This window comes from Lentibacillus halophilus, from assembly GCF_055395055.1.
The window spans coordinates 1,175,573-1,198,084 of the sequence record NZ_AP043750.1; the positions used below are offsets into that span (position 1 = coordinate 1,175,573).

Below are 22,512 nucleotides of genomic sequence, written 5' to 3' on the forward strand. Positions count from 1 at the left end.
CCCCGTATACGTTTGTATTGTACGTACGTTCTTATAACATTCCTTTGGTCGAAGGGATTCCATCGAATCGGTTCTTGATCAATGCAGACTGATCAAGCGCCCGGCCAAATCCTTTGAAAATAGCTTCAAGCATATGATGCGTGTTTGACCCGTACGCGAGATTAATGTGCAGCGTTACGCCGGCATGATTGATAAAACCCCGAAAGAATTCTTCCACAAGTTCTGTATCAAATGTACCGGCTTTGTCGTTTAATCCGTCAACATGATAGACGAGATACGGCCGTCCGCTGATATCCACGGAAATGGTTGATAGCGCTTCGTCCATCGGTGTTGTCACAGTTGCATAACGTGTGATTCCCGCTTTGTCGCCAAGTGCTTCTTTAAAGGCTTGACCGAGTACGATGCCTGTATCTTCTACGGTATGATGCTGATCGACCTCCAGATCGCCATCACATGTCAGAGTCAAATCGAAAAGCCCATGTTTCGCCATAAGAGTCAGCATATGGTCAAAAAAGCCAATGCCGGTAGCAATGGATGACTTACCTGAACCATCGAGATTGAAGTCAGCCGTAATATTGGTTTCCGCGGTTGAACGGTTAATCGTTTGTTGGCGCATTGCCTTCATCCTTTCTGATTTGAATCGCTCTGGCATGAGCCGTCAGTCCTTCTGCTTCTGCTAAAGACATCGTTGCTTGTGAAGCTTGGCTCAGAGCATTTTTGTCATAATGGATAATACTGGACTTCTTAACAAAATCATATACCCCAAGTGGTGACGAAAACATGGCTGTTCCGCTTGTCGGCAATGTATGATTCGGTCCGGCCGTATAATCGCCGAGCGCCTCAGGGGAATAGTTGCCAAGGAAAATGGCTCCCGCATTGACGATGCTTGCCATATTTGCAAATGGATCCCGGATCATAAGCTGCAGATGCTCGGGGGCGATTCTGTTAGCCGTATCCAATGCTTCGGCAAGGGTTTCGGTTACAATGATGTGCCCGTTTTGATTCAGAGATTCACGAATGATGGCTTTTCGATCCAGTTTTTCCATTTGGTTTGAGATTTCTTTTTGTATTGCATCGGCTACATCCCAGTCTGGCGTAACCAGTAGCGGTTTGGCCTGCTCATCATGCTCGGCCTGGGATAAAAGATCGGCGGCGGCGAAAGCAGGATTGGCCGTTTCGTCCGCAACAATGCAAATTTCGCTTGGTCCGGCGATCATATCGATATCGACATCGCCATACACCCATTTTTTAGTACGTGCTACGTAGGCATTGCCAGGTCCCACAATTTTGGATACTGGCTCAATAGACTCGGTGCCATAAGCCAGTGCCGCAATAGCCTGTGCACCCCCAACTTTGCAGACAGTGTCCACACCGGCCTCTTTAGCAGCGGCAAGAACGTGCGGATTGATATTTCCCTGATCGTCCGGCGGGGTCGTTATGGTGATTTTCTCAACACCGGCCAGTTTCGCAGGGATGATATTCATCAGCACGGAAGACGGATAGGACGCTTTACCACCTGGTATATAAACGCCGACACGTTTGATAGGGGTTACTTTTTGCCCGAGTGTCATACCATTGTGCGGGTTCATGAACCAAGATTTTTCCAGTTGACCGGCATGGAACGTTTCCAAGTTTTGTCGTGCGGTCTTTAGCGCGGTCTGGAACGAATCACTCATGGACGATTCGGCTTGCTGAAATTCCTCCTCGGTAACGTACAAGGTGCTGAGGCTGACACCGTCCAGTTTTTCGGTGAGACGGAAGAGCGCATCATCGCCATTTTTTTGAACATCGGAAATGATGGGCAACACCGTTTCATCCACGTTTTGGTTATGGTTTTGTCCGGATGATATGGATGGCAACTGCCGGAATTCGCTGGCTGTCATTTTTTTCACGATACATCATTCCACCCTTTTTTCAACGTATTTATGAATGTGTGAACCCGTTCGGATTTGGTGGTGAAGCTGGCTTTGTTGACAATCAGGCGGGTGCTGATCGCTTCCATTTCTTCTAGAATGGTGAGGCCGTTTTCACGTAATGTCCCGCCGGTCTCAACGATGTCCACAATGACGTCAGCCAGTCCGATAACAGGAGCCAACTCAACCGACCCATTTAGTTTGATGGTTTCGATTGGAATGCCTTGTCTGTTGAAATGCTTTTCGGCAGCTGTCGGGTATTTGGAAGCAACGGTGAGTGTTCCGTCTTTATGCAAATTCGTTCCCGAAAAACCGGCAACTGCGAAATGGCATTGACCAAATTCAAGGTCGAGGAGTTCATAGATGTCCGGCTGTTCTTCAATAATATTGTCTTTGCCGACAATCCCGACATCTGCGGCACCATTCTCGACATAGGTAGGGACATCAACGGCTTTAACAAAGATCAGTCGGATCATGCTGTCGTCATCATAGAAAACGAGTTTCCGGGAATCCTCGTTTAAATGGCTGAAATGGATACCGGCATTGGCCAATAGATTGATAGAAGCTTCAGCCGTGCGCCCTTTGGCAAGTGCTAACGTAAGATAACTCATTTAATCCCCCCTCATTTCCAATTGAAGTAAGTTCGCCAGTTCATCCGCTGTCCGGAATTCGGAGTGTTTGTTACCGTGATTAAGCACATTATGGTCGGTCGTCATGGATACAGTACCCAAAGAGGGTGGTTCCATTTCCGAGGTATGAGCCACAGGTAAGGTGATCACCTTTAATCCGTCATCCCGAAGCTTACCGGCAGTGGCCAGCGCATGGGAGGTGCTGTGGTCATCATAATAAATGGCAACCTGAACCGGACGTTCCATTTTCGGCGGCTGACCATCCTTTTCCAGTGCCTCCAGCAAATAATCAGCGAAACAGCCAAAACCGATCGCGGCCATACGTTTTCCAAATTGCTCGGTTAAATGATTATACCGTCCGCCCATCAGGACCGGTTTGCTTGACCCTGCTACATACCCCTGGAAAATGACTCCTGAATAATAATCCATGTCGTTGATCAATCCAAGGTCAAATACAACAGTATCACGAACACCGTACGCCTTTAAGACGTCCAGGACCGTATTGAGGTTGCTAATCGTTTGCTGCATGGCGTCATTTAATGATATGTCCGATGCTTTGGTGATAACCTCTTCCGGACGTCCATACAGCATGGGAATAGTCTCGACGGCCTCCGCCAGTTCCCGGTTAATGGGCAGGTTGGACAGGAATGGTTTTATTTCGGCCATATTTTTGGATTGAATCATTGCCTGCAACTGCTCGGTTTGTTCCGGAGATAGCGGCAGCTGGTCTAGCAGTTCTTTGAAAAACCCAGCGTGACTGATAACAATTCTGTGTTGACTGAACTGAAGGTCATTCAGAAGATGAGCTGCCATGGCAATCAATTCGGCATCATTTTCATGTGTATTTTCACCGAAACATTCGACGCCTGCTTGTGTCAGCTCTTCATGACGGTTCTTTTCACTCGATAGCCTGTATACATCTTGGACATAGAATTGCCTGCGGTGGCTTTTGTCGCTGAATGCAGCCTGTTGTGCAATCGGTATAGTGACATCGGGCCGCAGAACAAGCACTTCTCCGGAGGGATCGATGGTTTTAATCATCTCATTTTTAGGGACTGTCCCAGTGACTGATGTATATAGATCATAATCCTGAAAGGCGCTTGTGCTTGTCTTAATATATCCATACGTCCGAAAGCGTTGTTCCAGCAAGGGAAGCAAGCTGTTTCTCAATAAAAGCTTAGCCGTATGCCCGTTGCTTTCGGTACCGTTTTGATAGAAAACCATGGTCAAAAACTCCATTCCATCCTATTCTTTATCACTTTATTACTTTACCTAAGTAAAGTTATTTTAATAAGAAATTAGGAAAAAGTCAACCGAAAATAAAAGACTTGTTAAAAGATTTTTCTGCCGTCGTATAAAATAAAGCGGTCATTGTTACAGCACCCGACCATTTACTGTTTTTGCACGGAATGCTCCTGTCCATGGAGGTACGCAATTCATCATGAATAATTCGGTTATATGAAAGAAACGTGCACAAAATATCAAACAAAATACATGTAAAAGAAGGCATAACAGAGTTGGAGATGATATAATGAAAGATAGAGCTTATCATCATCAAGTAAACGGCATTCTCCAAGGTGGTCGTGTTGATTCCTTGTGTTCCCTTCGTTCTGAGGTGCAGGTGTGATGGACCGTTTATGCGTGATAAAGTTGGTGATACGGTGAAACAGTTCAAAAAAATTGTTTTAATTATTGTTGGTTCACTCTCATTGGTATTGGGTGTGGTTGGTATTATTTTACCATTGGTGCCAACAACACCGCTGCTATTGCTTGCGGCTGCTTGTTATGTAAGAAGTTCGAATCGCCTTTATCACTGGTTGATATCAAATAAATATGCCGGTTCCTACATACAAAATTATCGTGACGGCAACGGCATTCCTTTGAAAGCAAAAATAATAGGGGTGACCGCCTTATGGTTAGCGATGTCATACAGCATATTATTCGTTGTTCCGCTTTTAGCGGTAAAAATTCTACTGTTTATTATTGGCGCTTACGTTACATGGTTTATTCTTAAACAGAAGACATTGCACAACAAAATGGAATAAATAAAATGGAAGTATGGCTTGTCGTTTATGCACCTGTGGCCGTCGCCTTGAATAGGAATGCTCCTAAGAGTGGATAAACAGGATAATGGCGGATAAAAGGTTTAGTTGTGAACGATCAAAAAATCAAATTATTTTGTGAATCAATGACGACAGCAAAGGATGGATGTTTGTGGTGAATGTTCGCGAGACGTATGAACAATTGACAGCCATTACATCAGCAGACAATGTCCAGGTTGATGAAGCATTAAAAGACCACACATATACACGTTTGGGTGGGAAGGCGGACTTTTATGTGACACCGGAAACGTATGAGGAAGTCCGGGATATCGTCAAACTTTCCAATCAAAAACAGATTCCTTTTACATTACTCGGCAATGGATCGAATTTGATTATTAAGGACGGAGGCATAAGGGGAATCGTGCTGAATCTGGGACGCCTTGCGGACATCAGAATCGACGGCACCCGAATGGTTGCACAAAGCGGCGCTCGTATTATTGAAGCATCCCGTGAAGCGTTATCCTGCTCACTTACAGGTCTTGAATTTGCGTGTGGAATTCCAGGAACGGTTGGCGGAGCGCTCTTTATGAATGCTGGAGCATATGGTGGGGAAATTAAAGATGTATTGGTAAACACCATTGTTATTGACCGGCATGGGGACTTGCTCACATTGTCCGCTGATGACCTCGATTTGGAATATCGATCAAGCAATATCCCGGAAAAGGGTTATATTGTTTTGGAAGCGACATTTGCATTGGGGGAAGGGGACTATGATGCCATTAAATCGGTTATGGATGATCTCACGTACAAGCGCGAATCAAAACAGCCGCTGGAGTATCCGTCATGCGGCAGTGTATTCAAGCGACCTCCAGGTTATTTTGCCGGTAAATTGATTCAGGACAGTGCATTACAGGGCCAGCAAATTGGCGGTGCTGCTGTATCATTGAAGCATGCCGGATTTATCATCAATAAAGATGGTGCTATGGCGACTGAATATATTCATTTGATTCGTCATGTCCAGAATACAGTTAAAAAAACGTTTGGTGTCACGCTCGAATGTGAAGTGAAGATTATCGGGGAAGACCCATCCGGATGATGGGCTTGGTTTGGTCTATACAAAAAACCGACTTGTCCTTGTGAGCAAGTCGGTTTTTTGTATGGTTTTCGATATGATAAACGCAAATGTCGTGGTGTTATGACCGGAACCGATGCAAAAAGTTCTGCAGTCGTTCATTTGTGGAATTTTCCAGTACGTCGGTCGGCCGTCCTTCTTCAGCAATCACGCCATTATCAAGAAACAGCACGCGATCTGCAATGTCACGGGCAAATTCCATTTCATGCGTGACCAGCACCATGGCCATATCCCCTTCTTCAGCAATCCCGCGAATGACCTCTAACACTTCACCAACTAGTTCAGGATCAAGTGCTGAAGTAACCTCATCGAACAGCATAATCTTCGGCCGCATGACGAGTGCACGTGCCATTGCAACACGCTGTTTTTGCCCACCGGAAAGCTGGTTGGGATAGTCATCAAGTTTATCGTTTAATCCAACTTTCTCAAGCATCTCAATCGAGCGTTCTTTTGCTTCTTTTTTTCCGACTTTCTGGACATGTATTGGCGCCGTCATGCAGTTTTCAAGGATGGTCATATGGGGGAACAAGTTAAAATGCTGAAACACCATACCGATGCTGCCGCGAACTTGTCGTAAATGTTTTTCATTCGCTGGGGTGAGCTCACCATCCTTTTCCATGTGCCATAAATAGTTCCCATCAACCATGATGCTACCGGATGTTGGTTGTTCGAGTGTCATCAGCATCCGGATAATGGTGGTCTTTCCTGATCCACTTGGGCCAATGACGGCAACTTTTTCGGCCGGTTTGATATCCAAATCAATCCCAGTTAACACTGGGGTCTCGCCAAAGGATTTATGCACATCCTGGTAACTTACAATGGGCTCTGTCATTGTTGTGAAACAGCTCCTTTCTCTTCTTCTGCAGGTTGTTTGTTGGCGGTTGGTTCCCCTTTTTCGAAACGACGGTTCATTTTTCGCTCCAGTTTATTAATAAGTATGGCAGATGGATAACTCAGGACAAGGAACAGAAGCGCCACGATCGTCAATGGTTCCAAGTACCTGAAGTTTGCCGAACCGTATGAATTGGCTAAGTTTAATATTCCGGCGACACCAATGGATGCCGCTAAAGGGACTTCTTTAAACATGATGATTAAATAGTTTCCAAGCATAGGAATAGTAGGAGGAATTGCCTGTGGTAAAATAATTTTAGACCACTTTTGCCTTGTTGAAAAATTCAGTGCCTTAGCTGCTTCCCATTGGCCTTTGTCCACTCCATCAATCCCGGAACGGTAAACCTCGCCGATATATGTGCTGAAATGAATGCCGAGCCCTAAAACAGCACTGGTGAACGGGTCAAGGGTGAAACCAATAACAGGAATCATTGGCAATGCATAAAATATAAAGAACAATTGAACCAGTGGCGGTGTGGAGCGGATAAATTCCATGATCCAAGTGAACAGCCATTTTACAGGTTTAATCGGAATACGGTTAAGAAATGGCCAGACAAAACCAAAAATCAATGCAAATAGATAACAGGCGATGGTTAAGCCCAGCGTAATACCAAGTCCCTGTATAATAATTGGGAAGGAGTCATAGAATGTATCCCATTGCCAATTGCTTATCATTGGCTAGCCACTCCTTTCTTGGACACCTTTTCCATTTTTCTAGTCAGCCATATCAACGGCAGTGCCATGATGAAGTAGAAAACAAGTATGAGAAAATAGATGGTTGGTGCCTGTGAAATATTGTTACTGCGAAGAATATCACCGTAATACAATATATCGGTCATACTTATTAATGAAACGAGTGATGTTGCTTTTAGCATCTGGATGAGATAATTACCGAATTCCGGGAGCATCATACGGACCGCCTGGGGAAAAATAATCAGTCGCATGCGCTGAAATGGTGACATGTTCAGCGCTGTTGCAGCTTCTGTTTGTCCTTTTGCTACCGACAGTATCGAACCACGGACGATTTCTGACATATAAGCACCATAATTAAGTGCGATAGCCAGCACACCCGCCCAATAGTTACTTCCAATATCGATACCAAATAAAATGGGCAACGCATAATAAAACCAGAATAACTGTACAATCAGTGACGTTCCTCGAAATATTTCCACATAAAATCTGGTGAATCCTCTAAGGATAGGATTGTTGGCCAGACGGCAAAAACCTGAGATAAATGCGATTAAATAGCCGAGAATGATGGATCCCAATAACACGTTAACGGTGACGCCAATTCCCTGCATTAAATTTGGAAATATATCGGCTATTGCGCTAATGATAATCACTCCTTTGAAGCATCATTTTATTTATTGTCAAAAAGTATAAAAGAATAGGGTCAACCCCCTTGGGCAGGGAGCCAGACCCTATGGAGTCGTTGTTTGTTTATTGAACAGTCGATTTAGTAGATCGGTTAGTGCGTTTTACCACTTTTCACCACTGCATATTTCTTCTGTTTTTATATCTTCCGGTGGTGCGTTATATTTAGGATCAAAACCATTCTTTTCTAACATTTCAGCGACTGTACCGTCATCAATCAGCTTTTGCAGTGATTCATTGTACGCTTTACGGAGTTTATCGTTGTCTGGATGAAATGCCGCAGCACCATAGCTTGGAACCCCTTTAATATCGGGCTGTTTAAAGTCATTTACAAATTCAAGATTATCATTGCCGGCAGATTTTAACGCCATTTTCACCGTCATTTCTGTACCTGTCGTTGCATCAGCGCGTCCGGATTCCACAGCTGCGAATGTAGCAGCAATATCGGATGCTTTCTTTATTTGGCTTTCTTTTACCCCCATTTTTTGCACATATCCAATTTCTGTTGCTCCTGACATAATGGATACGGAAGCCCCGGTCTCGGCGATATCTGTATAACTATGAAGATCTTTAGGATTTCCTTTTGGTACAATCAGTCCTTCACCGTAAACCATTTCCGGTTGACCGAAATCGGCATTTTCGCACCGATCCGGTTTAATAGCCATACCTGCTGTGATGACATCAAATTTACCTGCGTTCAAACCAGCAACAAGTTCACCAAACTCGGAAATTTTTCCATTTACCGTATCAATACCCATGTCGGCAAATACGGCTTCAGCAATATCTACTCCTGCACCTTTCAGTTCTCCACTGTCATCTTGATACCCATACGGTTTTTCATTCGCAAAGCCAATGGTAACTTTTCCTGCTTCTTTTAATTCAGCAAGTTTGCTTTGATCCCCACTTTCACCATTTTCCTCCTTACCACTCGTTTCCTCTGAGCCGCCTGATCCGCAAGCAACCAGAAAAAGAAGTACAAGTGTAAAAATCGAAAGTAATTTTAATCCTTTCATTGTCTAAATGACCTCCCTTTATTTTGGGATAAACCGAATGTCCATTAATGATATGGACGCTCTGTTTATCCTAGACTTCTTAGTCTTTCCGGATTGGGATAAGATTTGTTTCATGATATGCATAAAAAAACGTATGTAGTACAACTTTTTATTAGCAGCAGAATAGTAAAAGCAGTGAGAAAAATGCTATAATATAATCCTATAGGGATGTTGAATGGAATTCAAAGAGCATTTTTTCAGATAATTTGGAATATACAAGCAAAGCAGTGTGTGAAGGATATATAACTTGTCTTTACCAAATTATGCTTAAATATAATATATATTACTTGTATATGCTTTAAAATTGTTAGTATTAAAGGAATTTTTGTAAACAAAAAACGGTTGTATTACATCAGATTATTTTGTAGAGCGTTATCGTTGGAGGGAGCAAATGCTGGAAATTATTAGTTGGGTTGTTATAGTTGTACTATTCATCGCAAGCTTTGCAGGCGTCATTTTTCCTGTCGTCCCATCGCCACTCGTGCTGTGGATAGGTTTTCTACTCTATCATTTTGTTATTAATGCCGATGAACTGTCAGTATGGTTCTGGACAGGCATGGTTGTATTGACCGTGATAGTGATCGCAGCGGATGTTATTGCGAATAGTTATTTTGTCAAAAAATATGGCGGCAGCAAATGGGGCGAACGTGGTGCTGCGGTTGCTGTCATCATCGGTTCATTCATAATGCCACCATTTGGTATTATTATTCTTCCGTTTATCACAGTATTTGTGATTGAAATGGTACAAAAGAAAACATCAGGAGAAGCTATACGTGCATCCATTGGCTCTTTGATTGGATTTTTAGGTGGCGTTGCTGCGAAAGTTGTTATTCAACTCGTTATGATTGGATGGTTTTTTGCAGCTATTTTATTCTAATGATAGGGAGTGTTTATATTGCGTATACCATCACGAGTTATGACCTTTGCCGGATCTGCGGCTGGAGGCAGTGCCGGCATTCAAGCCGACTTGAAGACATTTCAAGAATTGGATGCTTACGGAATGAGTGTCGTGACAGCGCTTGTTGCTCATCATCCGGAGACGGATAAAAACGTTCATTTGCAGACGATTGAAGCGATTGAAGCACAGTTTGCAACGGCTATCAAACAAGTAGGGGTAGATGCGCTTAAAACAGGCATGTTATTCTCTGAAGACATTATCGAAAAAGCGTCAAATCTGATTGCCACATCGGATGTCCGTACGATTGTGGTTGATCCGGTCATGGTCGGAAAACTTGATTCGAAGTTGTTGGCTGATAATGCCATTGGTATGTTGCGGGACAGGCTCTTGCCTATGGCGCAGATCATTACACCGAATGTTCCGGAAGCCTCTTATCTGCTGAATGGCAGGGCGATGCATACATTGGACGACATGAAACAGGCTGCTATTGATTTGCATGAACTGGGACCAACGTACGTCCTCGTTAAAGGTGGCCGCCTGAAAGGGGAAGCGATTGACGTATTATATGACGGCGAGACGTTGATCACTTTCGAGGCGCCTAGGATTGATACGGTAAATACGAGCGGAGCAGGCTGTACGTATTCAGCGGCGATCACCGCCTATTTGTCAAAAGGATATTTGGTTCCCGAAGCCGTTCGTTTGGCAAAAAGTTTTGTTACAACAGCGATCGAGTATGGATTTTCCTATAATGATATGGTGGGTCCGACGTATCATGCCGCAGAACGTGTGCAAGGAGAAGCACATACGATTAAAGTGGAACAACTGGTCTAAGCTGAGCACTGATAGAGGAAAGGCCAGGCGACTTTAGCCTGGCCTTTCCGGTTGATAAATTTCAAATCCGGTTGATAAATTTCAAATCCGGTTGATAAATTTCAAATCCGGTTGATAAATTTCAAATCCGGTTGATAAATTTCAAATCCGGTTGATAAATTTCAAATCCGGTTGATAAATTTCAAATCCGGTTGATAAATTTCAAATCCGGTTGATAAATTTCAAATCCGGTTGATAAATTTCAAATCCGGTTGATAAATTTCAAATCCGGTTGATAAATTTCAAATCCGGTTGATAAATTCCCAATCCGGTTGATAATTCAATTAATTAGTAGATTTTCCCCATTGGCTTCGATTAATCCTTGACTTTGCAGCAGTCTCCGTATATATTGGAACATAATATAGGAAACGTTGATGAGGATCAGTACAATTTATCGTCTTTCCCAGAGAGGAAATGGTCGGTGAGAATTTCCAAAGGCGTCATTGGAACCTGCCTCCTGAGTTCGCCGTTCGAAAGGCTTGTTGCTGTAAGACGGCGCGGTGTTAAACCGTTATGATAAAAGTGTGCAGCATATCGGTCATACTGCTGTAAACAAGGGTGGTACCACCAGACCTCGGTCCCTTTCAGGACGGAGGGTTTTTGTTTTTCCAAAAATGGATAGGAAGTAAGGGGTGTTTTCTTTGGGTCAAAACAATAAACAATTTGTTGAAAATATTACGGCTATGGAAGATGACTTTCCGCGTTGGTATACCGATGTTGTGAAACAGGCGGAATTGGTTGATTACGGTACCGTTCGCGGCACGATGATCATTAAGCCATATGGGTTCGCCATCTGGGAAAATATTCGTGATCAATTGGACCGTCGCTTCAAAGAGACGGGCCATTCGAATGTCTATTTTCCGTTATTTATTCCGGAGAGCCTTCTGCAAAAGGAAAAGGATCATATTGAAGGTTTTGCACCGGAAGTGGCCTGGGTAACACAAGGCGGAGATGAAGAACTGGAAGAAAGAATTTGTGTCCGTCCGACATCCGAGGTGCTTTTCGGTGAATATTATGCCAAAAATATTCATTCTTATCGTGATTTGCCGAAACTCTATAATCAATGGAGCAATGTTGTTCGCTGGGAAAAAACGACACGGCCATTCTTACGTTCGCTGGAATTTCTTTGGCAGGAAGGGCACACGTCCCATGCGACCCAGAAAGACGCAGAACAAGAGACGGCGCAAATGCTGGATATTTACGCGGAGCTTTGTGAACATTATCTCGCTTTTCCTGTCCTGCGCGGAAAGAAGACGGAAAAAGAAAAATTCGCCGGTGCCGAGTATACGTTAACGATCGAAAGTTTGATGCATGACGGCAAGGCATTGCAGTCCGGCACATCACACTATTTTGGAACCGGATTTGCTGAAGCTTTCAACATTCGCTACTTGGATGAAGACGGTGAAGAGAAGCCGGTTCATCAGACGTCTTGGGGCATGTCCACTCGGATTATGGGTGCATTGATTATGGTTCATGGTGATAACCGTGGGCTGGTGGTACCGCCGAGAATTGCTCCGACACAGGCGATGGTTGTACCGGTCGCTCAGCATAAGGAAGGGGTGCTGGACAAGGCGTATGACTTGCGCGATCAGCTTCAGCAACTGGTTCGTGTCGATATTGATGGCAGTGACAAAAAACCGGGCTGGAAATTTAATGAGTATGAAATGAAAGGCATTCCTGTCCGGATTGAAGTTGGGCCGAAAGATATCGAGAATGAACAGGTCGTTCTTGTCCGGCGGGATTCCGGTGACAAAGAGTTTGTCCCGTTAAGCGAATTGGAAGAACGGTTGCCGGCTCTTTTGGAGGAAGTACAACAAAACCTATACAGCCAGGCATTAACACATTTGCAGGAAACAACCACCACTGCTAAAGACATGGATGAATTTAAGCAGGCACTTGAAGAGAATCCAGGGTTCATTAAAGCAATGTGGTGCGGTGATGAAGCATGTGAGGAAAACATTAAAGATGAAACATCCGCTACATCACGGTGCATTCCATTTGAACAGGAGGCCGTTTCCAACTCTTGTGTATACTGTGGCAGAGAAGCGAAAGAAATGGTCTACTGGGCAAGAGCTTATTAAAATGAAAAAATTGGGTGCTGCCAGTACTGCCGCCCGATTTTTTCATTAGAAAACCGGAAAGCCAGGCGATTTTAGCCTGGCTTTCCGGTTGATAAATCCCAATTCCGGTTGATAAATCTCAATTCCGGTTGATAAATCCCAATTCCGGTTGATAAATCTCAATTCCGGTTGATAAATCCCAATTCCGGTTGATAAATCTCAATTCCGGTTGATAAATCCCAATTCCGGTTGATAAATCTCAATTCCGGTTGATAAATCCCAATTCCGGTTGATAAATCTCAATTCCGGTTGATAAATCCCAATTCCGGTTGATAAATCTCAATTCCGGTTGATAAATCCCAATTCCGGTTGATAAATCTCAATTCCGGTTGATAAATCCCAATTCCGGTTGATAAATCCCAATTCCGGTTGATCTTCATCCATGAAGAAGCTTTTCAATATCCGGTTTCAATTGTTCCGGTTTTGTTTGTGGTGCGAATCGTTTCACAACATGACCATTCCGGTCGATCAGGAACTTCGTGAAATTCCATTTGATGCGATTGGTTATCATACCTTGGGCTTGCTCGGTCAGGTGAACAAACAGTGGGTGGGCATTGGCTCCTTTTACATCTATTTTGCTGAACAAGGGGAACGTCACACCGTAATTCCGCTGGCAGAAAGCAGAAATGTCGTCATCTGATCCAGGGTCTTGCTGATTGAATTGATTGCACGGAAAGCCAAGCACCGTAAAACCTTGCTCCTTGTAATCGTCGTACAGTTTTTGCAGGCCCTCCAGTTGTGGGGTGAAACCGCATTCGCTGGCCGTATTGACAATGAGAAGGACATGGTCGTTATAGTCGGCTAATGATTGTTTCTTTCCGTCAATTGTTTTCGCATGAAAATCGTAAACGGTAATAGTGAATCATCTCCTTTGTCAAAGAGGATACCAAATGAAATCTGATCCGTACATAAAAAAAGGGCCAGCTGTGTGCGCCGGCCCACCATTATGCATCTTGTTTGGACTGATTCTCTTCCTCAATGTTCGCAAGTTTTTGATTGAATTCTTCCTGGGATAAACTGTGCTCTCTGACATACAAGTTATCCCGGCTCACTCGGCATTCATGCGTACAACCGCGCATATATTTATGTTCATTTTCCTCGGAACAAATGATCTGTTTATTGCAATCGGGATTGGCACAATTGACATAACGTTCACACGGGTGTCCGTCAAAGTAATCTTTGCCGACAATCACGTGTTCGTTCTGATTGATGGGAACTGATATTCGCTTATCAAAGACATAGCATCGGCCATCCCAAAGTTCGCCCTGGACATCCGGGTCTTTGCCATAGCTGACAATGCCGCCGTCCAGCTGATTGACATCTTCAATGCCTTCATTCATGAGCCAACCGGTGAATTTTTCACAACGGATACCGCCGGTGCAATAAGTGAGCACTTTCTTGTCTTTAAGTTGATCCTTGTTTTCGCGAATCCAGTCCGGAAGATCACGGAACGTTTCGATATCGGGACGGATGGCACCACGGAAATGTCCGAGGTCATATTCATAATCATTGCGTGCATCCAAGATAACCGTTTCTTCATCCTGCATGGCGTCATAAAATTCCTTCGGTGAAAGGAACGTAGCCGTTTTTTCCAACGGACTAACAGCCTCGTCCTCATTCATTTTCAGGCTGACGATTTCTGGACGGTGACGCACATGCATTTTCTTAAAGGCATGCCCATCATGTTTGTCAACTTTGAATGTCATGTCGGCAAACCGTGAATCGTTGTGCATCGCTGCCATATATGCCTCCGTCTGTTCAACCGTTCCGGATACCGTACCGTTCAGCCCTTCGTTCGCCACCATAATACGGCCCTTCAGACCAAGATCCTGACAAAAAGCCAAGTGCTCTTCTGAAAATGTGACTGGATCATCAATCGGGACGAATTTATAGTACAGCAAGACGTGATAGTTGTTGTTCTGTTCCATTGTATTACCACCTGTCATTTATATTTGCAAGATACAAATGCGGGGTCGATATTTGATTTTAAATCTTGCGTAGGTTATTATACCAATGTCAGCCATATGACTCAAATCGAATCGCTTACGAAAATGCAGGCATGATAAAATATTTTTCGAAAATAGCAAATCAGACGTTGCAAATGTTTGTATAATGACGTATACTGGTAATCAGCAAATGAAATTGAAATTAGTAATACTTTACGATCTCTTGAATAAGTGGTGTAAAGGTATTTAAGATTCAATTACTTTGCACAACACGTATAAGGAGGTCGTTTATTATGTTAAACGGTACAGTAAAATGGTTTAATGCTGAAAAAGGTTTCGGTTTTATCGAGCGCGAAGAAGGTGACGATGTTTTCGTACACTTCTCTGCTATCAATCAGGAAGGCTTCAAAACACTTGAAGACGGCGAAAACGTTGAATTCGAAATCGTTCAAGGAGATCGCGGTCCTCAAGCATCTAACGTCAATCGTCAATAATGAAATGCGTCCGGAGGTAACATCCTAATGGACGCGAAGCCATAAATGGTTTCCTCAAAAAAAGCTTATCTCACAGCTGGGATAAGCTTTTTTTATGTGTAACAGTCAGAAAGAATATAAAATGGAGGGGACGTCATGAATCAGTCGTTTTGCTGGCATCGGAAAGCGAAAGATGAATGGGATGATCGGGCTGACTTCTGGCATGAACGAAGTAAAAAAATGTGGGATAGCGGAAGTCGACAATCCATTATTCCATTTATCAGAAATCATTTGAAACAGGGCAGCAATATTTTGGATGTCGGTTGTGCGGACGGATACGGTGCATATAAATTGCATCAAAACGGATACGATGTAACTGGCGTCGACTTATCAACGGTGATGATTCGCCAGGCCCGTGCAGGACTGCAGCATACAGGGATCGAATTTTTGCAGGGGGATGCTTGTGATTTACCGGCTGCATCCAAAAGTACCGATGGGTTGATGGCCATAAATGTGCTGGAATGGACTGAAACGCCTTCACAAGCGCTTCAAGAGTTTTCCCGTGTTCTAAAAAAAGATGGTCTGTTGTTTGCCGGCATTCTCGGACCGACGGCAGGGCCCCGACAAAACAGCTATGCCCGTCTTCAGGGACAACCAACGATTTGTAACACAATGATGCCATGGGAGTTTCGTCAGCTTGCTTCTGAATATGGGTTCATGTGTGACGGCGGATTTGGTGTCTACAAAGAAGGGGTTTCCGAGTCCCATTATCAAGGGCTTCCGGATGACCTTAAACAGGCGTTAACGTTTATGTGGGTGTTTATGTTAAGAAAGGCAGGGGATAGCCATGACGGATAACGACAAAGACAAGCAGATTATTGAACGTTACCAGCAAGATGAAAAAATGATGATTCTCGTTTATGCTCAGTGGTGTATTAATCACGATTTGGATCCGAACGCTATTTACAAACGTGCATACCCTGATCAGATACATAATGAGTTATTGGAGGACGTGTTGGAACAAACGGTTTCCAAACAAGAATCGGAGGACATACCTGATCAGACTGTTATCCAGGCTTTGCAGGCATTTGGCAACGATGATCTCGCATTTGCTGTGCAGGAACAAATCGACCGGTTTAAGAGGGGGGAAGGGAGATGGAATGGTACGTAAAAACGTTTAACGAACTATCAAATGACGAATTATATGCGATTTTGAAACTGAGAATGGATATATTTGTAATGGAACAGAATTGTATGTATTCGGAGTTGGATAATTACGACCAAACATCGTTTCATTACTTTTTAAAGGATGGTCACGAGATTGTAGCGAATGTTCGTATTTTGCCGGCGGAGACGAAATTTCCGGAAGCGTCCATTGGTAGGGTTGTGGTCAATCCAAAATATCGCGGCAATGGGTATGGCCAGCAGATCATGCGGAAGTCGATTGATTATATGACTACAGTTCTTGCTGAACCCTGTATTAAAATCCAGGGTCAAAAACATCTGGAGCGGTTTTATACAGAACTTGGATTCAGAAGAACCTCTGAGTCTTATCTTGAGGATGGAATTCCACATATTGATATGGTTTGGGTGCGTGGTGAAAGTTTTTTGTGAAGTCTGGCCCCTGTCACCATGAATTGGAATGATGGACGGTGTATCATCCATAAGGATTGACACATAGTATGGTTAGCAATTCATTTATTGAATGGAGGTTGCTGACATATGATGACAAATGATCAGCTGACACAATGCAAACATGCGTTATTGGAACGGCAAAATGAGTTGATTAACCAGGTGCAGGAACACTTTGGCACCTCTCTGGAACTGACAAAAGAATCGATGGGCGAATTGTCCAATTATGATAATCATCCGGGTGATATGGGGACCGAATTATTTGAACGGCAAAAAGATGTGGCGCTTAATGAACATGCGGAGAAGGAACTGGCCGATATTAATGCCGCTCTTCATGCGATTCATGACGGTACTTATGGTATATGCAGGGAATGTGGAGTAGATATTCCGTTTGCACGGTTGGAGGCAATGCCAACAGCAGATCACTGCCTGAAGCATGCAAAAAGCAATGAGAATCTTGCCATGAATGACCGGCCGGTGGAAGAAGGCGTATTCAGTCCCAATATTAATGCGGATGAGGTGACTGCTGAGGAACAAACAGCCTATGATGCGGAAGATGCGTGGCAGGATGTGAGTCGATATGGTACATCAGAAACAGCTTCCGACTTTTATGGAAACCAGGATTATGATAGTATGTACCCTAACAGTGATGAGCGCGTCGGTAGTGTCACCGATGAAGAAAGTTTTTTGGCAGCTGACCAGCTGGGTAATTTTACCGGCCCGGCACCGAATCATCGGAAATATGAGGAATAATCCGTTTATTTTTGTAAAAGAATGATCGAAAAAAATGAAACGTGAACGCCTTATCATCTGTACAGCATGCCTAAGAGGTGATAGATATGGAAGATAACGATCGAGGTTGTGTAAAATGTGGAAGTGCGGATGCTGAACAGAAAGAAGTGGCCATGTCCGGGACAGGCCTTTCCAAAATGTTTGATGTGCAGAACAACCAGTTTTTAGTGGTTTCTTGCAAAAACTGCGGATATACAGAGTTTTACAATAAGAATAGTTCCACCGCCAGCAATATTTTTGACTTCTTTTTTGGATGAAAAGGGGCTGGGACAAAACGAATAACTACACGTTTTTTGTCCCAGCCCTTTTTCGGTTAAAATCCACCGAGCATGGATCCCATGATATTTCCAATCATTGACTGAGCAAATGCTCGGATGAACACGCCGAACACCAGTGTGGCGAGTGCATATAATCCAAGCAGAATATAGATCCGATCTATTCCTTCCGGTGTCTGTTCCATCAGGATAAACGTTGGAACCATCATTAGTAGTCCCAGTATACTGATGAAAATAAACAGTCCGGCTAAAACAGAAAGGCCAATCAAGGAAAAGACAAGTGCAACAACATACAAAATAGCGAAAGGCACTAAATACGCCCCATATTTAGCCAGAACATCCGCAAAGGTCACTGCTTGAGCAGCAAGTTTCGCCCCGGCGAATGTTATACCTGCCATAATTAATTGCAATAGAATAAAGACGATAAATGGCAACACAAGGCTGTCTATAATAGACACATTCATATAAAAACTTGCCAAAATGGAGTACTGGATAACGAAATAATAGCTGAAGGCAATGATTAACGCGAACAATGCCATAACAATGGCTGCAGAGACAATGTCGGTGTGATTGGCTTTTTTGGCAATACTTGGACGTTTTAAAAGGGCACCGCAAAAATGGACGACATTCGTACCAATTTCTTTTAGTTTTTCAACGAAATCATCATTAGTTTCATAATGATCGGCATCTGAATTGGTTGGCACCGAGTTGTTCTCCAAACCGTTTTGTCCTGAATCCTCTGGAATCAATTGAGACCCACAATTGGTGCAAAATTTACCTTCTGCTGATTGTTGCCCGCACGAAGGACAGTACATGTGATTCACTTCCTTTCCGCATAACAGCTTTAAATGCTCTATTCATAGTGTAACATGTTTTGGTAATTGAGGGGGGAATTGACTTGGGGCTAAATAAAACGGACTCACAGCGTTATAGCTGTAAGTCCGTCAGCTGGAAAACCTTCTTCATATTATGATTCTTCCCGTTTAACAAGTTTCAGCGATTTCGTCTGTGGTTCGCCATCGCGATAAATTTCCAGTTCAACTTTTTCGCCGATTTTGGTTTCGCTATACATAAATTTGCGCAGATCCAATAGTGATGTCACTTTGTTGCCGTTAATTTTCGTAATGACATCAAACTGCTGCAGATTCGCTTTCGCTGCTGGTGATCCGGATTCAACCTTTGCGATAACCATGCCGCCTTCTACATCGTCTGGAATCTGAATCTGGTCGCGGTATTGCGGTGGAACCTGATCAACTGATGCTGTGCTGATTCCAATATAAGGGCGTGCAACCTGGCCTTTATTTTCAAGTTCTTTTATGACAGGTAGTGCAGAGTCGATTGGAATGGCAAAGCCGATGCCCTCCACTTCACGGCGGGCTATTTTCATGGAATTAATCCCGATGACCTTTCCATCCTTGTTAATCAGTGCACCACCACTGTTACCGGGGTTGATAGCTGCATCGGTCTGAATCACCTCGGTCATCCAATCCGGCTGTCTGTCCCCGTTCGTGTCAACGCTTATGGTACGTTCCAGTCCACTGACAATGCCTTTCGTTACGGAGTTTGCAAAGTTCATTCCAAGTGGATTGCCGATTGCGATGGCCATATCACCAACTTGCAGGTCGCTGGAGGAACCGAGGTTTGCAACCGTATCGATTTTGCTACCGTCAACCCGGAGAACGGCTAGGTCTGTCAGGCGATCGGCTCCGAGAACCTCTGCTTGCATGCGTTCATCGTCATTCAATACGATTTCAACGTCATTGGCGCCGTCAACAACGTGATGGTTGGTTACAACGTAGGCATCTCCGCCTTCTTTTTTGTAAATAATGCCGGACCCGGCGCCGGATTTTTTACTTTGTGCCCAGATGCTTTGCTGCTGCTTCCGAACGACGCCAACAACAGCTTTTGTGGCCTCCTGCATGTTTTCCGCCAGATTTCCTTCATTATTGGAAGCTATCGTTTTTTTGACTTCAGGAGCTTTTGATTCCCCGTCCGTTACTGCTGCGGAGGATGTGGATGACGATCCATCCCCATTTCCGTCGTTATTGGCAGGAATGATATTCGTTGAGAACAGAAGAGCGACAATCACAGCGGAAACAAGTCCGCCGAACAGGGCGCTGATAAATTTCCCGGCACCCGCATTTTTCCTTTTATTATTCGTCTGTTGGGACGCTCTCTGCTTTGCTGACTGCGTAATGCCGTTTTCCGTTTGTTGTTCATGCGGATCCGACGACTGGCCTTCTGACTGATTATGTTCATTGAATTCATCCGAGTTATTATTCCGTTCCATGAATTCATCACCTCTTGTGTTAAGATTAAAGCACTTCTTATGATAATGGGTGTCTTTGGTGCAATTTTGGCATATCGTTGGCAGAAATGTGTAAATTGCCTTTTGGTGTTATACCCATTATTATGTAAAAATAATCGTTAGAACGCAATCGATGGAGGTCCGATCTATGAAAAATCATATTGGCGTTGTGGAAGACGATCCAAATATCCAAAATATTGTTTCCGCTTATTTAAAAAAAGAAGGATTTACGATAACGGTCATGGAATCTGCTGAACAAGCATGGGAATGGTGGGAGACACAGCCGCCAGATATGTGGATTCTTGATATTATGCTTCCCGGTATGGACGGCTATGAATTTTGCAAACGTATACGCCGGGAGACGGATGACGTTCCGATCATTATCATTTCTGCAAAGGATGAGGAATTTGACAAAATTCTTGGGTTAGAACTGGGCGGGGATGATTACTTGACGAAGCCATTCAGCCCCAGGGAATTAGTAGCTCGAGTCAAACGGGTGTTCAAGCGTACGAAACCGGGAGAAGATATAGATGCCGGTGATAAGTTAAAAGCCGGCAGTCTGTTGATTCACCAGGAAGAACGCAGAATTTTCTGGTATGGTGAGGAACAGGATGTCACGACGAAGGAATTTGATTTAATGCTTATCCTGGCGGCAAATCAGAACAGGGCTTTTTCCCGTGACGAACTGTTAATGAAAGTTTGGGGGGACGATTATTTTGGCAGTGATCGGGCTGTCGATGATCTGGTTAAACGCATTCGTAAAAAGTTAACAGCCATTCCCTTGGAGACCGTGTGGGGATATGGTTACCGGCTGCGCGTTGACGAGGACGGGCAATGAGACTGCAATCACAGCTTAATGCGGCCTTTACAGCGCTATTGTTGGTTATTCTCACCGTTGCAGGAATTGTCATTTATTCCTTGATCCTCAATATGCTCATTGAGGACGAGCGTGCCGAACTGAAGCAAAAAGGTGAATTGCTTGTGCAAGTATTAAATGAGCAATATCAATCGAAGCGGGGCAATCAGGGTGTCCGTCACTTTTTGCAGCAACAGGATCTGCAGCTGTTTCTCTATGATCGAAGCCGGAATAGGGTACTTTTTTCCACTATGCCGGACCGTTATGTGCAAGGGTTTTCCTCCAAACAGTACTTTGCGGATAACCAGGAAACGTTATGGGATGCAGGTAACAGTAAATTTGTCACATCACGAATTTTGTTTCAGCCGAAAACCACGGGATTGGAATTAATTTTACTGACACCGCTCGATGATTTGCAGGCGATTCAGCAAGATTTTTTCAGACGGCTCGTCATTGTATTCCTGATTGGTACGATCGCTGCGGTAATGCTCAGTTATCTATTAACGAAAAAATTGGTCACTCCACTTACTAAACTTAAAAAACAACTGAAAAAAATTGAAAGACGCAAATTTGATCAGATAGAACCGATCAAGGCAACAGGTGAAATTAAAGAGGTGGAGCAAAGTGTCTATGACATGGCTGCTGAACTCGAACGATACATGGCATCTCAGCAGGCTTTCTTCCAAAATGCATCGCATGAATTGAAGACACCGCTTATGACGATTCAAGGCTATGCAGAAGGAATCCGCGATAAGGTATTTGATGAGGCCGATCAGGAAAAAGGACTGGAAATGATGGTAACGGAAGTGGAGCGACTAAAAAAAATCATTAATGAGATGATTTTTTTGGCGAAATTGGACAGTGACCGCTCAACCTACCATCCTGAATCCATACGTGTTTCTGAACTGTTGGACCAAGTATTGGATAGGGCTTTGCCGATTATAAACGAAAATGGTGTAACACTGCATCATGAGGTTGATAAAAACGTGTATGTTATAGCTGATGCGGAAAAATTTCTGCAAGCACTTCTCAATCTGACGTTCAATGCCATCCGGCACGCTTATTCCCAGGTGAACGTAACGGTTTCGGATACGGCTATTGTTGTTGAGGACGATGGAGAAGGTATTTCAGAAGACATGCTCCCACATATATTTCACAGGTTTGTAAAAGGTAAAACCGGAGAGACCGGTTTGGGGCTCGCCATTGCTCGGGCGATCATCGAACAATCCGGTGGAAAAATAATGGTGCGTGATTCAGATTTAGGTGGCGCGAAGTTTATCATTGTTTTACCTGAATGAACAGTTATGGT

At 43.8% G+C, this 22,512-nt stretch carries 25 protein-coding genes and 1 other annotated feature; of the genes, 13 read left to right on the forward strand and 12 right to left on the reverse strand.

The window, feature by feature from the left end; translation table 11 throughout:
- Window positions 1-31 precede the first annotated feature (31 nt).
- The 4 genes from hisB to ACZ5Q7_RS05690 are packed head-to-tail and all read right to left on the reverse strand — an operon-like array spanning window position 32 to window position 3,766.
- Entirely contained in the window at window positions 32-616 is a 585-nt protein-coding gene (hisB, locus tag ACZ5Q7_RS05675; RefSeq protein WP_343750942.1) for an imidazoleglycerol-phosphate dehydratase HisB, read from the reverse strand.
- Window positions 597-1,892 (reverse strand): histidinol dehydrogenase, encoded by a 1,296-nt coding sequence (gene hisD, locus ACZ5Q7_RS05680; protein ID WP_425542334.1) that lies wholly within the window; start codon window positions 1,890-1,892, stop codon window positions 597-599. Before hisD ends, hisB begins: the two co-directional genes overlap by 20 nt.
- Window positions 1,889-2,524, reverse strand: a complete 636-nt coding sequence (gene hisG, locus ACZ5Q7_RS05685) for an ATP phosphoribosyltransferase (protein WP_343750944.1) — start codon at window positions 2,522-2,524, stop codon at window positions 1,889-1,891. The genes hisD and hisG overlap by 4 nt, the downstream gene beginning before the upstream one ends.
- The gene (locus ACZ5Q7_RS05690) at window positions 2,525-3,766 is read right to left on the reverse strand and encodes an ATP phosphoribosyltransferase regulatory subunit (protein WP_343750945.1); all 1,242 of its coding nucleotides are present in this window, start codon (window positions 3,764-3,766) and stop codon (window positions 2,525-2,527) included. It lies immediately after the preceding gene.
- A gap of 413 nt (window positions 3,767-4,179) precedes the next feature.
- On the opposite strand from ACZ5Q7_RS05690, the gene ACZ5Q7_RS05695 reads away from it, so the two are divergent.
- Window positions 4,180-4,587 carry a YbaN family protein gene (locus ACZ5Q7_RS05695; protein WP_343750946.1) on the forward strand — a complete coding sequence of 136 codons (408 nt, stop codon included), beginning with the start codon at window positions 4,180-4,182 and terminating at the stop codon, window positions 4,585-4,587.
- Between the two features lie 163 nt (window positions 4,588-4,750).
- Window positions 4,751-5,680 (forward strand): UDP-N-acetylmuramate dehydrogenase, encoded by a 930-nt coding sequence (murB, locus tag ACZ5Q7_RS05700; protein ID WP_343750947.1) that lies wholly within the window; start codon window positions 4,751-4,753, stop codon window positions 5,678-5,680.
- A gap of 97 nt (window positions 5,681-5,777) precedes the next feature.
- Here the strand turns inward: murB and ehuA are convergent, their stop codons facing one another.
- The 4 genes from ehuA to ehuB all read right to left on the reverse strand — a co-directional run bounded on the left by ehuA (window position 5,778) and on the right by ehuB (window position 8,994).
- Window positions 5,778-6,548, reverse strand: a complete 771-nt coding sequence (ehuA, locus tag ACZ5Q7_RS05705) for an ectoine/hydroxyectoine ABC transporter ATP-binding protein EhuA (protein WP_343750948.1) — start codon at window positions 6,546-6,548, stop codon at window positions 5,778-5,780.
- A complete protein-coding gene (ehuD, locus tag ACZ5Q7_RS05710) occupies window positions 6,545-7,282 on the reverse strand; it encodes an ectoine/hydroxyectoine ABC transporter permease subunit EhuD (protein WP_343750950.1) in 738 nt (245 codons plus the stop codon). Before ehuD ends, ehuA begins: the two co-directional genes overlap by 4 nt.
- Window positions 7,279-7,908 carry an ectoine/hydroxyectoine ABC transporter permease subunit EhuC gene (gene ehuC, locus ACZ5Q7_RS05715; protein WP_464433195.1) on the reverse strand — a complete coding sequence of 210 codons (630 nt, stop codon included), beginning with the start codon at window positions 7,906-7,908 and terminating at the stop codon, window positions 7,279-7,281. The genes ehuD and ehuC overlap by 4 nt, the downstream gene beginning before the upstream one ends.
- A 177-nt stretch (window positions 7,909-8,085) precedes the next feature.
- The gene (gene ehuB / locus ACZ5Q7_RS05720) at window positions 8,086-8,994 is read right to left on the reverse strand and encodes an ectoine/hydroxyectoine ABC transporter substrate-binding protein EhuB (protein ID WP_343750951.1); all 909 of its coding nucleotides are present in this window, start codon (window positions 8,992-8,994) and stop codon (window positions 8,086-8,088) included.
- Window positions 8,995-9,424: 430 nt separating this feature from the next.
- Between ehuB and ACZ5Q7_RS05725 the strand changes: the two genes are divergently transcribed.
- From ACZ5Q7_RS05725 to proS, 3 genes are all read left to right on the forward strand, one after another.
- Entirely contained in the window at window positions 9,425-9,910 is a 486-nt protein-coding gene (locus ACZ5Q7_RS05725; RefSeq protein ID WP_343750952.1) for a DUF456 domain-containing protein, read from the forward strand.
- A gap of 18 nt (window positions 9,911-9,928) precedes the next feature.
- Complete coding sequence (thiD, locus tag ACZ5Q7_RS05730) at window positions 9,929-10,762, forward strand: bifunctional hydroxymethylpyrimidine kinase/phosphomethylpyrimidine kinase (protein ID WP_343750953.1); 834 nt, start codon at window positions 9,929-9,931, stop codon at window positions 10,760-10,762.
- 401 nt (window positions 10,763-11,163) lie between these two features.
- Window positions 11,164-11,387 (forward strand) — a binding site (T-box leader).
- A gap of 55 nt (window positions 11,388-11,442) precedes the next feature.
- Window positions 11,443-12,882 carry a proline--tRNA ligase gene (gene proS, locus ACZ5Q7_RS05735; protein ID WP_343750955.1) on the forward strand — a complete coding sequence of 480 codons (1,440 nt, stop codon included), beginning with the start codon at window positions 11,443-11,445 and terminating at the stop codon, window positions 12,880-12,882.
- A 415-nt stretch (window positions 12,883-13,297) separates the two neighbouring features.
- On the opposite strand, the gene ACZ5Q7_RS05740 is transcribed toward proS, so the two are convergent.
- Both ACZ5Q7_RS05740 and trhO read right to left on the reverse strand, forming a co-directional pair.
- Complete coding sequence (locus ACZ5Q7_RS05740; protein ID WP_343751020.1) at window positions 13,298-13,777, reverse strand: glutathione peroxidase; 480 nt, start codon at window positions 13,775-13,777, stop codon at window positions 13,298-13,300.
- A gap of 88 nt (window positions 13,778-13,865) precedes the next feature.
- Window positions 13,866-14,849 (reverse strand): oxygen-dependent tRNA uridine(34) hydroxylase TrhO, encoded by a 984-nt coding sequence (gene trhO, locus ACZ5Q7_RS05745; RefSeq protein ID WP_343750957.1) that lies wholly within the window; start codon window positions 14,847-14,849, stop codon window positions 13,866-13,868.
- Window positions 14,850-15,160: 311 nt separating this feature from the next.
- On the opposite strand from trhO, the gene ACZ5Q7_RS05750 reads away from it, so the two are divergent.
- The 6 genes from ACZ5Q7_RS05750 to ACZ5Q7_RS05775 all read left to right on the forward strand — a co-directional run bounded on the left by ACZ5Q7_RS05750 (window position 15,161) and on the right by ACZ5Q7_RS05775 (window position 18,021).
- Window positions 15,161-15,361, forward strand: a complete 201-nt coding sequence (locus ACZ5Q7_RS05750) for a cold-shock protein (protein WP_343750958.1) — start codon at window positions 15,161-15,163, stop codon at window positions 15,359-15,361.
- 135 nt (window positions 15,362-15,496) lie between these two features.
- A complete protein-coding gene (locus tag ACZ5Q7_RS05755) occupies window positions 15,497-16,198 on the forward strand; it encodes a class I SAM-dependent methyltransferase (protein ID WP_343750959.1) in 702 nt (233 codons plus the stop codon).
- On the forward strand, window positions 16,188-16,511 hold the full coding sequence (locus ACZ5Q7_RS05760; protein ID WP_343750961.1) for a hypothetical protein: 324 nt from the start codon (window positions 16,188-16,190) through the stop codon (window positions 16,509-16,511). The genes ACZ5Q7_RS05755 and ACZ5Q7_RS05760 overlap by 11 nt, the downstream gene beginning before the upstream one ends.
- Window positions 16,496-16,954 (forward strand): GNAT family N-acetyltransferase, encoded by a 459-nt coding sequence (locus ACZ5Q7_RS05765; RefSeq protein WP_343750964.1) that lies wholly within the window; start codon window positions 16,496-16,498, stop codon window positions 16,952-16,954. Before ACZ5Q7_RS05760 ends, ACZ5Q7_RS05765 begins: the two co-directional genes overlap by 16 nt.
- Before the next feature lie 108 nt (window positions 16,955-17,062).
- On the forward strand, window positions 17,063-17,725 hold the full coding sequence (locus tag ACZ5Q7_RS05770; RefSeq protein ID WP_343750965.1) for a TraR/DksA C4-type zinc finger protein: 663 nt from the start codon (window positions 17,063-17,065) through the stop codon (window positions 17,723-17,725).
- Between the two features lie 86 nt (window positions 17,726-17,811).
- The gene (locus ACZ5Q7_RS05775) at window positions 17,812-18,021 is read left to right on the forward strand and encodes a zinc ribbon domain-containing protein (RefSeq protein ID WP_343750967.1); all 210 of its coding nucleotides are present in this window, start codon (window positions 17,812-17,814) and stop codon (window positions 18,019-18,021) included.
- A 56-nt stretch (window positions 18,022-18,077) separates the two neighbouring features.
- Here the strand turns inward: ACZ5Q7_RS05775 and ACZ5Q7_RS05780 are convergent, their stop codons facing one another.
- Together ACZ5Q7_RS05780 and ACZ5Q7_RS05785 are read right to left on the reverse strand one after the other, a co-directional pair.
- The gene (locus ACZ5Q7_RS05780; RefSeq protein WP_343750968.1) at window positions 18,078-18,743 is read right to left on the reverse strand and encodes a hypothetical protein; all 666 of its coding nucleotides are present in this window, start codon (window positions 18,741-18,743) and stop codon (window positions 18,078-18,080) included.
- Between the two features lie 263 nt (window positions 18,744-19,006).
- A complete protein-coding gene (locus ACZ5Q7_RS05785; protein ID WP_343750969.1) occupies window positions 19,007-20,329 on the reverse strand; it encodes a S1C family serine protease in 1,323 nt (440 codons plus the stop codon).
- Window positions 20,330-20,495: 166 nt separating this feature from the next.
- Between ACZ5Q7_RS05785 and ACZ5Q7_RS05790 the strand changes: the two genes are divergently transcribed.
- Window positions 20,496-21,185 (forward strand): response regulator transcription factor, encoded by a 690-nt coding sequence (locus tag ACZ5Q7_RS05790; RefSeq protein WP_343750970.1) that lies wholly within the window; start codon window positions 20,496-20,498, stop codon window positions 21,183-21,185.
- Window positions 21,182-22,501: a sensor histidine kinase gene (locus ACZ5Q7_RS05795; RefSeq protein ID WP_343750972.1), complete on the forward strand. Its 1,320-nt coding sequence runs from the start codon at window positions 21,182-21,184 to the stop codon at window positions 22,499-22,501. Before ACZ5Q7_RS05790 ends, ACZ5Q7_RS05795 begins: the two co-directional genes overlap by 4 nt.
- The last annotated feature ends 11 nt before the right edge of the window (window positions 22,502-22,512 follow it).

What these genes read in the sequence shown, in the direction of transcription:
- hisB (WP_343750942.1), bottom strand. Translation starts at nt 616, where the DNA reads ATGCGCCAACAAACGATTAACCGTTCAACCGCGGAAACCAATATTACG.
- hisG (WP_343750944.1), bottom strand. Translation starts at nt 2,524, where the DNA reads ATGAGTTATCTTACGTTAGCACTTGCCAAAGGGCGCACGGCTGAAGCT.
- ACZ5Q7_RS05690 (WP_343750945.1), bottom strand. Translation starts at nt 3,766, where the DNA reads ATGGTTTTCTATCAAAACGGTACCGAAAGCAACGGGCATACGGCTAAG.
- ACZ5Q7_RS05695 (WP_343750946.1), top strand. Translation starts at nt 4,180, where the DNA reads ATGCGTGATAAAGTTGGTGATACGGTGAAACAGTTCAAAAAAATTGTT.
- murB (WP_343750947.1), top strand. Translation starts at nt 4,751, where the DNA reads ATGTTTGTGGTGAATGTTCGCGAGACGTATGAACAATTGACAGCCATT.
- ehuA (WP_343750948.1), bottom strand. Translation starts at nt 6,548, where the DNA reads ATGACAGAGCCCATTGTAAGTTACCAGGATGTGCATAAATCCTTTGGC.
- ehuD (WP_343750950.1), bottom strand. Translation starts at nt 7,282, where the DNA reads ATGATAAGCAATTGGCAATGGGATACATTCTATGACTCCTTCCCAATT.
- ehuC (WP_464433195.1), bottom strand. Translation starts at nt 7,908, where the DNA reads ATGCAGGGAATTGGCGTCACCGTTAACGTGTTATTGGGATCCATCATT.
- ehuB (WP_343750951.1), bottom strand. Translation starts at nt 8,994, where the DNA reads ATGAAAGGATTAAAATTACTTTCGATTTTTACACTTGTACTTCTTTTT.
- ACZ5Q7_RS05725 (WP_343750952.1), top strand. Translation starts at nt 9,425, where the DNA reads ATGCTGGAAATTATTAGTTGGGTTGTTATAGTTGTACTATTCATCGCA.
- trhO (WP_343750957.1), bottom strand. Translation starts at nt 14,849, where the DNA reads ATGGAACAGAACAACAACTATCACGTCTTGCTGTACTATAAATTCGTC.
- ACZ5Q7_RS05750 (WP_343750958.1), top strand. Translation starts at nt 15,161, where the DNA reads ATGTTAAACGGTACAGTAAAATGGTTTAATGCTGAAAAAGGTTTCGGT.
- ACZ5Q7_RS05755 (WP_343750959.1), top strand. Translation starts at nt 15,497, where the DNA reads ATGAATCAGTCGTTTTGCTGGCATCGGAAAGCGAAAGATGAATGGGAT.
- ACZ5Q7_RS05760 (WP_343750961.1), top strand. Translation starts at nt 16,188, where the DNA reads ATGACGGATAACGACAAAGACAAGCAGATTATTGAACGTTACCAGCAA.
- ACZ5Q7_RS05765 (WP_343750964.1), top strand. Translation starts at nt 16,496, where the DNA reads ATGGAATGGTACGTAAAAACGTTTAACGAACTATCAAATGACGAATTA.
- ACZ5Q7_RS05770 (WP_343750965.1), top strand. Translation starts at nt 17,063, where the DNA reads ATGATGACAAATGATCAGCTGACACAATGCAAACATGCGTTATTGGAA.
- ACZ5Q7_RS05775 (WP_343750967.1), top strand. Translation starts at nt 17,812, where the DNA reads ATGGAAGATAACGATCGAGGTTGTGTAAAATGTGGAAGTGCGGATGCT.
- ACZ5Q7_RS05785 (WP_343750969.1), bottom strand. Translation starts at nt 20,329, where the DNA reads ATGGAACGGAATAATAACTCGGATGAATTCAATGAACATAATCAGTCA.
- ACZ5Q7_RS05790 (WP_343750970.1), top strand. Translation starts at nt 20,496, where the DNA reads ATGAAAAATCATATTGGCGTTGTGGAAGACGATCCAAATATCCAAAAT.
- ACZ5Q7_RS05795 (WP_343750972.1), top strand. Translation starts at nt 21,182, where the DNA reads ATGAGACTGCAATCACAGCTTAATGCGGCCTTTACAGCGCTATTGTTG.